This is a genomic window from Streptomyces sp. NPDC051940, from assembly GCF_040680895.1.
Taxonomy (GTDB): Bacteria; Actinomycetota; Actinomycetes; order Streptomycetales; family Streptomycetaceae; genus Streptomyces.
In genome coordinates, this window is the sequence record NZ_JBFAXR010000216.1 from 1 (window position 1) to 7,754 (window position 7,754).

At 74.7% G+C, this 7,754-nt stretch carries 7 protein-coding genes and 1 pseudogene; 4 read left to right on the forward strand and 4 right to left on the reverse strand.

All coding sequences use genetic code 11. The annotated features are described in order from the left end of the window. A partial coding sequence (locus AB0M28_RS38985; protein WP_365415339.1) for an AAA family ATPase occupies positions 1-2,303 on the reverse strand: 2,303 nt, incomplete at its 3' end. Between the two features lie 94 nt (positions 2,304-2,397). On the opposite strand from AB0M28_RS38985, the gene AB0M28_RS38990 reads away from it, so the two are divergent. Next, on the forward strand, positions 2,398-3,177 hold the full coding sequence (locus AB0M28_RS38990; protein WP_365415341.1) for a hypothetical protein: 780 nt from the start codon (positions 2,398-2,400) through the stop codon (positions 3,175-3,177). Between the two features lie 70 nt (positions 3,178-3,247). Here the strand turns inward: AB0M28_RS38990 and AB0M28_RS38995 are convergent, their stop codons facing one another. Next, complete coding sequence (locus AB0M28_RS38995; RefSeq protein ID WP_365415343.1) at positions 3,248-4,741, reverse strand: IMP dehydrogenase; 1,494 nt, start codon at positions 4,739-4,741, stop codon at positions 3,248-3,250. Positions 4,742-5,058: 317 nt separating this feature from the next. On the opposite strand from AB0M28_RS38995, the gene AB0M28_RS39000 reads away from it, so the two are divergent. Beyond that, positions 5,059-5,643 carry a GNAT family N-acetyltransferase gene (locus AB0M28_RS39000; RefSeq protein WP_365415345.1) on the forward strand — a complete coding sequence of 195 codons (585 nt, stop codon included), beginning with the start codon at positions 5,059-5,061 and terminating at the stop codon, positions 5,641-5,643. 45 nt (positions 5,644-5,688) lie between these two features. Next, positions 5,689-6,051, forward strand: a complete 363-nt coding sequence (locus AB0M28_RS39005) for a hypothetical protein (protein ID WP_365415347.1) — start codon at positions 5,689-5,691, stop codon at positions 6,049-6,051. Between the two features lie 32 nt (positions 6,052-6,083). Here the strand turns inward: AB0M28_RS39005 and AB0M28_RS39010 are convergent, their stop codons facing one another. Then, a complete protein-coding gene (locus tag AB0M28_RS39010) occupies positions 6,084-6,614 on the reverse strand; it encodes a pyridoxamine 5'-phosphate oxidase family protein (protein ID WP_365415349.1) in 531 nt (176 codons plus the stop codon). 231 nt (positions 6,615-6,845) lie between these two features. On the opposite strand from AB0M28_RS39010, the pseudogene AB0M28_RS39015 reads away from it, so the two are divergent. Continuing rightward, positions 6,846-7,133, forward strand: a pseudogene (locus tag AB0M28_RS39015) (NAD(P)H-binding protein); the annotation flags it as partial. Positions 7,134-7,510: 377 nt separating this feature from the next. Here AB0M28_RS39015 and AB0M28_RS39020 read toward each other — a convergent pair. After that, positions 7,511-7,735: a hypothetical protein gene (locus AB0M28_RS39020; RefSeq protein ID WP_365415351.1), complete on the reverse strand. Its 225-nt coding sequence runs from the start codon at positions 7,733-7,735 to the stop codon at positions 7,511-7,513. Positions 7,736-7,754 lie beyond the last annotated feature (19 nt).

Genomic DNA, 7,754 nt, shown 5'->3' on the forward strand with positions numbered 1-7,754 from the left:
GGGACAGCGACGCCCTCGCGTACGCCGTCTGGACCCTCGGCACGGAGGTGCCGGTCCCGCCCGGGCCCTCCTTCGAGAACACCGCGGACGTCACCGTCGGCCAGCGCCCGGGCGTGCGCGGCGGCCAGGGGGGCGCGCGGGCCCTGGACGAGCGGCGCGAGTTCGGCCAGCCGGTCCGCGGCGGCGCGGTCGCCGAAGCAGACGGCGGTCTGCAGGGCGAGCACCTCGTACGCGGGCGCGTCCTGGGTACGGGCGAGCTCGGCGGCCTCGCGCGCCGCGCCGGCGGCCTCGCTGGTGGAGCCCTCGGCGGCGGCCACCCAGGCCCGTGCCAGCACGACGTCGGGGGCGAGGACGCGGTAGGCCGGGTGCTCATCGGCCAGCAGCTCGGTGAGCATCCGCCGGGCACCCGGTGCGTCGCCGGACAGGGCGAGGGCCTGGGTGAGGTGGAGCCTGCAGCGGTGGCGGAACTCGTGCGCGGCCAGGGACTCCAGCCCCGCCCGGGCCTCGCGCAGCCGGTCGACGGCGGTACGTACCCGGCCGGAGGCCAGCGCGGCCTGCCCGAGCAGCACCCGCCCCATCAGCCGGGCGGGCCCGGGGACTTCGGCGCTCGCGTCCCACCGCTCGCCGGCGATCTCCTCGGCGGCGCGGACGTCGCCGGCCAGCCGCAGCGCCAGGATGTGCAGGTCGGCCAGGCCGAAGCTCATCACGCCCGCGTCGAAGGACCGGGCGGCGGCGCGGTAACCGAGCGGCGCGACGCGCCGGACGTCGTCGAGCCTGCCCAGCACCGCCCCGGCGGCGGCGACCCCGCACGCCGCCATGACCACCGCCTGGTCGGGTGCCTGCGGGGCGGCGCACACGCGCAGTCCCGTCTCGAGCGCCGCCCGGGGCCGGGCCTGCGAGGCGTCGAGGGCGGAGCGGACCGCCTCCAGCGCGGCCCGCGCCGCGTCGTCCTTCGCCTCGGGCAGCGCGGCGGCGAGCACGGCCTCGGACCGCTGCGGACTGCGCAGCGTCCACAGCAGGTTCGCGGCGCGGGGCACGGCGACGCGGACCGCCCGCAGCGGGTCGGTCGCCCCGGCGGCGAGCCGGGTGAGGATCCGGTCGGCCTCCTCCCCCCGGGTCAGCCACGACAGGGCGTGCGCGTGCACCAGTTCGGCCTCGAACCCGCCGCCGGCCGCCACCGCCGCGCCGGCCAGGCGCTCGCCGAGCGGCAGGTCGAGGAGCCGCACCGCGTGGTGGGCGGCGGCCACGAACAGCTCCGGATCGGGCGGGAGGTCGGCGTCCAGGGCCAGGACGGCGCGGCGCAGCGTGTCGTCCGAGCGGCGCGCCCCGGTGCCGGCCAGGGCGGCGGCGATCCGGCCGCGCAGCCGGCGGGCGCGCAGGGTGCCGAGCTGCGAGCGGCGCAGCTCCCCGTACAACGGGTGTGCGAGGCGGGCCTGCAGCCGGCGGCCCTCGGTGTCGACGCGCACCAGCCCGCGGGCCTCGGCCTCCTCGACGGCCGCCGGCTCGGTGAGGGCGGCGAGCAGGCCGGAGCCCAGCGGCTCGCCGAGGGCCAGCAGATCGACGGTCTCGCCCACGGCGTCCGGCAGTTCGCCCATCCGGTCGCGGACGATGCCGGCCAGGGCGGCCGTCATCGCGGGCTGCTCCGGCCACTGCCACACACCCGCGGCCCGCCGCAGCCGCCCCGCCTCGCGCTCACCCTCCACCAGGTGCCGCAGGAACAGGGCGTTGCCGCCGGTCAGCGTCCACAGCCGGGCGGCGTCCGCGGCGTCGAGGGGGCCGTCGAGGACGCCCTGGACCAGCGCGGTGGTCTGCTCACGGGTGAGCGGACCGATCTCCAGCCGGGTGACGTGCTCGTCCTTCCACAGCGCGGCGATCGCGTCCGGCCCGGGCCGGTCGGAGCGTACGGTCAGCACGACGGCCGCCGTTCGCCGTACCGCGAGGGAGTGCACGACGGTCGCCGAGACGTCGTCCAGCAGATGGGCGTCGTCGACCGCGACGACCTGCGCGCCGTCCAGCGCCTCGGCAGCCCGGCGCAGCAGCGCGGAGGGGCTCGCGCCGGCGGGCTCCGGGAGTCCGCCGAAGGCGCCCAGCGGCAGGGCGCGTGCGGACGCCGTGCCGTACACCCAGCGCACCGTGCCGCCCCGCGCCTCGGCCAGGGCGCACGCCTCGCGGGCGAGGCGGGTCTTGCCCACGCCGGCCGGCCCGGCGAGTACGACGCCCGCGCCCGCGTCCCCCGTCCGCAGCGCGGACGCGATGAACCGCAGCTCCTCGTCCCGGCCGGTCAGCGGCCACTCCGGTGCCATTCCCGGAGCGTACAAACGCCCACCGCGCGCGGCATGGGGCCGCCCGGTCCCTCCGTCCATCGGGTGACGGAGGAATTCGAGTACCCGGCTACTCATGCCCGCCGGCCGCGCGGCGGCCACGCTCGACTCGCCGGGCGTGGCCACGGCCGGCGGGCAGGACGGGAGGGGCGGTATGGGAGACATCACGCGGTCCGAGTCGACGGCGCGGGCCGACGGCGCTGCGGCGCCCGCGGGGGACGTGATCGGCAGGCTGGCGGCGGGCGCGTTCGTGGTGGGCGGACTGGCGTCGCTGGTGCCGGCCGTCTGGCTGCCCACTTCGGCGCTGGGCGGCATGGACGAGCCGACGTACGCCGACATCTCCGGCGCCGGCGGCGGCTGGCTGGTGTGGCATCAGCTCAACGCGCTGGGTGTGACGCTGGCGATGGTGGGCCTGAGCCTGATGGTGTGCCTGCTGGTACGGGACCGGGGCCGCCGCTGGGCGGCGTCGGGCGCCGCAGTCACCACGGTCGGCGGGGTGCTCTTCGCGCCGGGGGTCGCCGCGTTCGGCTACCTCGGGGCGTACGCCACGGAATCGGACGCCCTGAGCCGGGCGGAGGGCACGAAGCTGGTCGAGTACGTCAACGACCACGCCGGCGACGTCCTGATCCTGCTGATCCCGGGGGTCATCCTCATCACCGCCGGGCAGTTGCTGCTGGCGGTGGCGCTGTGGCGGGGCGGCACCGTGCCCGTCTGGTACGTGGGGGCGATGGCGGTGCTGAACCTGGTGTCCTTCTTCGTACCGGGGCGCGTCTCGGGATGGTGCGTGGCGGTGCTGATCGTGCTGTACGGGTGGCTGGTGCGCCTGGTGTGGACGGGGGCGCGGGCGCCCGCGTAGCGGCCGGGGGTGGAGGAGAGGACCGGCCCGCGCCCCCGTGGGCGCGGGCCGGTCGACGCCCGTCTGCCGCTTACTCCCCGGAGTCGATCGTGGGCCGGCGCAGCTGTACCTCGGCGCCCGTCTGCTTGAAGGACTCCGCGGACACCGGGACGAGCACCGCGTCGCGGTGGAAGTCCCGCAGGTTCACCGAGCCGCAGCTGATCATCGTCGCGGTGAGCTTCGCCCGCGTCCGCTCCACGTTGTCGTACAGGCTGCCGGCGTACGGCACATAGCCGTCGACGCCCTCCTCGAAGGCCATCCCGCCGCGCTGGCCGTAGCGGGCCTCGTTCTGCGCGCGCCGCGAGCCCTCGCCCCAGTACTCCTTGTACCACTGGCCGCCGATCTGCGTCTTGCGGGACGGGCTCTCGTCGAGCCGGGCGAAGTAGCGGCCGAGCATGATGAAGTCCGCGCCCATCGCCAGCGCCATCGCCATGTGCGAGTCGTTGAGCAGGCCGCCGTCGCAGCACAGCGGCACGTAAACCCCGGTCTCCCGCGCGTAGGCGTCGCGCGCCTCGACCACGTCGAGCAGCGCGGACGCCTGCCCGCGGCCGATGCCCTTCTGCGCCCGGGTGGTGCAGATGGCCCCGCCGCCGATGCCGACCTTCACGAACGCGGCCCCGGCGTCGGCCAGATAGCGGAAGGCCCGGCCGTCGACCACGTTGCCGGCGCCGACGAGGACGTCGTCGCCGTACGCCTCCCGGGCGAACTCCAGGGTGTTGGCCTGGTAGACGGAGTAGCCGTCCGAGGAGTCCAGGCACAGCACGTCCGCGCCGGCCTCCACCAGCGCGGGGATCCGGTCCTTGAAGTCACGGGAGTTGATCCCGGCCCCCACCCGCAGCCGCTTCTCGCCGTCCACGGTGGCGCGGTGGTACGTCTTGTGGGCCTGGTAGTCCCTCTTGAGGACCAGGGAGACGACCCGGTCGTCCTCGAGCACCGGCAGTACGTCGAGATGGTGGCGCCAGATCAGCTCGTTCGCCTCGGACAGCGACACCGAGGCCGGCGCGGTGACCAGGGTGTCCCTGGCCCGCATCCGGTTGCGGGCGCTCTCCTCGGCCCCGTGGCGCTCCAGATGGAAGTCGTCGAGGCTGATGACGCCCAGGAAGTCGCCGTCGGGCTCCCCGCTGCCGGTCACCACGGCCACGCCCTGCTCGGTGTCGGCCAGCCGCCGGGCGACCTCGCCGAGCGGCGTGTGCGGGGCGACGGTGACATCGCCGGTCCGGAAGCCGGCCTTGTGCCGCTTCACGGCCAGCACGTCCGCGGCCTGGTCCTCGATCTGCTGGTTCTGGTGGATGAACGACAGCCCGCCGACCTGGGCCAGCGCCACCGCCAGCGTCGGAGACGACACGGCCTGCATGATGGCGCTCACCATCGGGGTGGCGATGCGGATCGCCGGCTCCTCGCCGACCCGGTGGCGCACCAGCGGTGCCCCGAGATCCACGTTGTCCGGTGTGCAGTCTTCCGTGGTCAGGCCCGGGATGAGGAGGTACTCGCTCAGCGTGCGGGAAATCTCGGGAAGGATTCTCACGTGGTCTCCAGGGAAGGAGCCTGCGCACCGGTCGACGGGGAACGGCGAGGCTGCTGCGGGCAGTGCGGGTCGGCGCCGGCCGGTCGCGCACTGTCGGAAGCAGGCACTCTGCACATCGAGGAGAGCGGGCGCGCCCGGCGTGGCAGTGCTCGCACGCACGACCGGTCCGGCAGCGAGGGCGCGACGGGCCCGGATCCGCACGGTGCTGCACAGGCGCTGACTTCCATCACGCCATGCGCGATCTTACCGCGCCGTGCTGCCCGCCCGGCACGCGGGGGATCTTGACGGACGGGGCAACCGCCGGGCGATCATGGCGTATGACCCGCGCCCTGTCGACGCCCCCCGTCATCGTCTCCGGCTCGCTCGCCGGCTCCCCCCAGCCCGTGCTGGCCGCCGCCCGGGGACTCGTGCTGCGCCCCTGGGACCCGGCCGACGCACCGGCGTTCCTCGCCGCCTACCAGGACGCGGAGATCCGCCGCTGGCACACCCGCCGCCCCTCGACCGAGGGTCAGGTAAGGGAGTGGTTCGAGGCGTACGGCGAGGACTGGGAGCGGGAGCGGGGCGGACACTGGGCGGTGACGGACGACGGCGGCACGGTCCTCGGCCGGATCGCCCTGCGGGGCTTCGACTTCGACGACGGTGTGGCGGGCGCCGCCTACTGGGTACTCCCGGCGGCCCGCGGCGCCGGTGTCGCGTCGTCCGCGCTGGCGGCGCTCACGGCGTGGGCCCTGGACGACGCCGGTTTCGCCCGCCTGTACCTGGACCACTCGACGCGCAACCACGCCTCCTGCCGCGTCGCGACGAAGTCCGGCTACGCCCTGGAGGGCACCATGCGCAGCGCCGCACTGCACGACGACGGCCGCCACGACATGCACCTGCACGCACGCGTCCGGGAGGCCTGACCCGGGCCGCCCGGCCCACCGGGCGGATACGTGGATACTGACGTGGTGCGCCAAGCATTCGCCCACGACGCAGTGGTGACCCTGGAGGAGGGCGGCGACGAACGCGCCCCGGGAGCGGCCATCACGGCCGCACTCTGCGGCCACTGGAACCACGAACCACCGTGCCCGTTAGCCCCGCACCACACCGCCACACAACGCTCCGGCGACGAGGTGCACCTACGCGTACTCTTCGCCACCGAACCGGAAGCCGAGACCGAAGTCCGCACCCGGATCGAGACAGCCCTCTCCCACGGCCGCCTCGACGCCCCGGACGGACCCCCCACGCGCTGGCGACTCCGCAGCGCACGCCCCGACGCGGTCCGCGAGGACGAGACCGAACACGCCGAGCGACTACGGCTCGAGCCGTAGACCGGAGTCCGCCTGGAAGCCGTCCCCCCGCCTCACGCGCGCGGCTCCGCGACGAGTCGGGCGAAGTCGGGTGCGAAGACTGTCATCCAGTGCGGGTGCAGGCGGTAGTAGACCACCTCGTTCTCCCAGTCGAAGAGGTCATCGCCGTAGAACTCCTTGAAGTACGCGAGCAGGTCCGGCCAGTCCGCGGCCGGATCGCGGTCCGGCGGGTTGAGGATCTCCACCGTGCCGTGCGTGAACACGCCCAGGTCCTCGCCGCGCATGTGGGCGACGCTGGCGGCGGGCCGGGCGGCCAGATGGCGGGCCTTGGCCGCGGTACGGGCCGTGCCGAAGTGCCACTTCCCGCGCAGGAAGTGCCCGTCCACCCCGCTGATCCGGGGCTCGCCCTTCGCCGTGACGGTGGACAGGGCCAGGGTGCACATGCCGGTGAGTACCCGGGTGAGCTGCGCGGCGGTCAGGGTGCGGTCGGCGTTGATGATGGAACGGAGGTGCGAGGTGGAGCCCGCCAGGGAGGCGTCGAGGAGGGTCTGGAGCCGTTCGAGGTCTTCCGGGGTTTCACGCATGGGGGTTCCTTGTCTGTCCGCGGAACCGGCCCGCGTCGTCGTCGGGCCGTCCCGAAACAGCCATGATCGAGGCAAAACCCGACACCTCGTGTCCGCTATCCCGGCGCCCGCGTGTCGCACGGCCCGGCAACCGCCCTCGACGGAGCGTGCCGGGTGCCGTTTGACCTGAAGCGTGGTTCAGCTCCTAGCGTCGTCCGAGGACGAGAAGGAGGAACCACTGTGACGACATTGGTGACGGGCGCCACGGGCAACACCGGACGCCACGTGGTGGCGGAGCTGGTCCGCCGCGGCGAGGCCGTGCGGGCTCTGACGAGGGATCCGGCGGCCGCCTCGCGACGGCTTCCGGCCGGCGTGGAACTGGTGGCCGGAACACACACCGCGCCGGAGACACTGGGTCAGGCGCTCGGGGGTGTCAGCCGGTTGCACATCACCGTGACCGCCGGACTCGCCGAGGCCGGGCCCGAGTTGGTGCGGCGGGCGGTGGAGGCGGGCGTGCGCCGCATCACCGTGGTGTGGGGCGGCTGGGTGGGTCCCGTCGAGAAGGCCGTGGCGGACTCCGGCGCGGAGTGGACCCGCCTCGAGCCGCAGGAGTTCATGTCCAACACGCTCACCTGGGCCGACTCGATCCGGACCGAGGGGGTGGTGCGCGAGCCGTACGACCATCCCAGCGCGCTCGTGCACGAGGGCGACATCGGCGCGGTGGCGGCCGTGGCGCTGCTCGACGAGGGCCACGCGGGCCATGCCTACAACCTCACCGGACCCCAGGCCCTGACCCCGCGCGAGCGGATCGCGACCCTTTCCCGCGCGACCGGGCGCGACATCGCCTTCGACCCGATCACGCACGCACAGGCCGTCGACCGGCTCATGGCGACGGGCGTGTCCCGGGAAGACGCCGATTACGTCATCGGCTGGTACGCGGCCCCCACCGAGGACGCCACGACGGTCGACGACACGGTCGCGCGGATACTCGGCCGCCCCGCGCGCACGTTCGCCGAGTGGGTCACCGAACACACGGACCGCTTCCGGACGCCGCCGGCCGACGCGGCGACCGTTCGGGCACTGATGAACAGTTCGGCGCCGATCTCGGCGTTCGACCCCCCCTCGCGGGCCCGGCGGGCGATCTGGCGTTCCTGGTCTGTC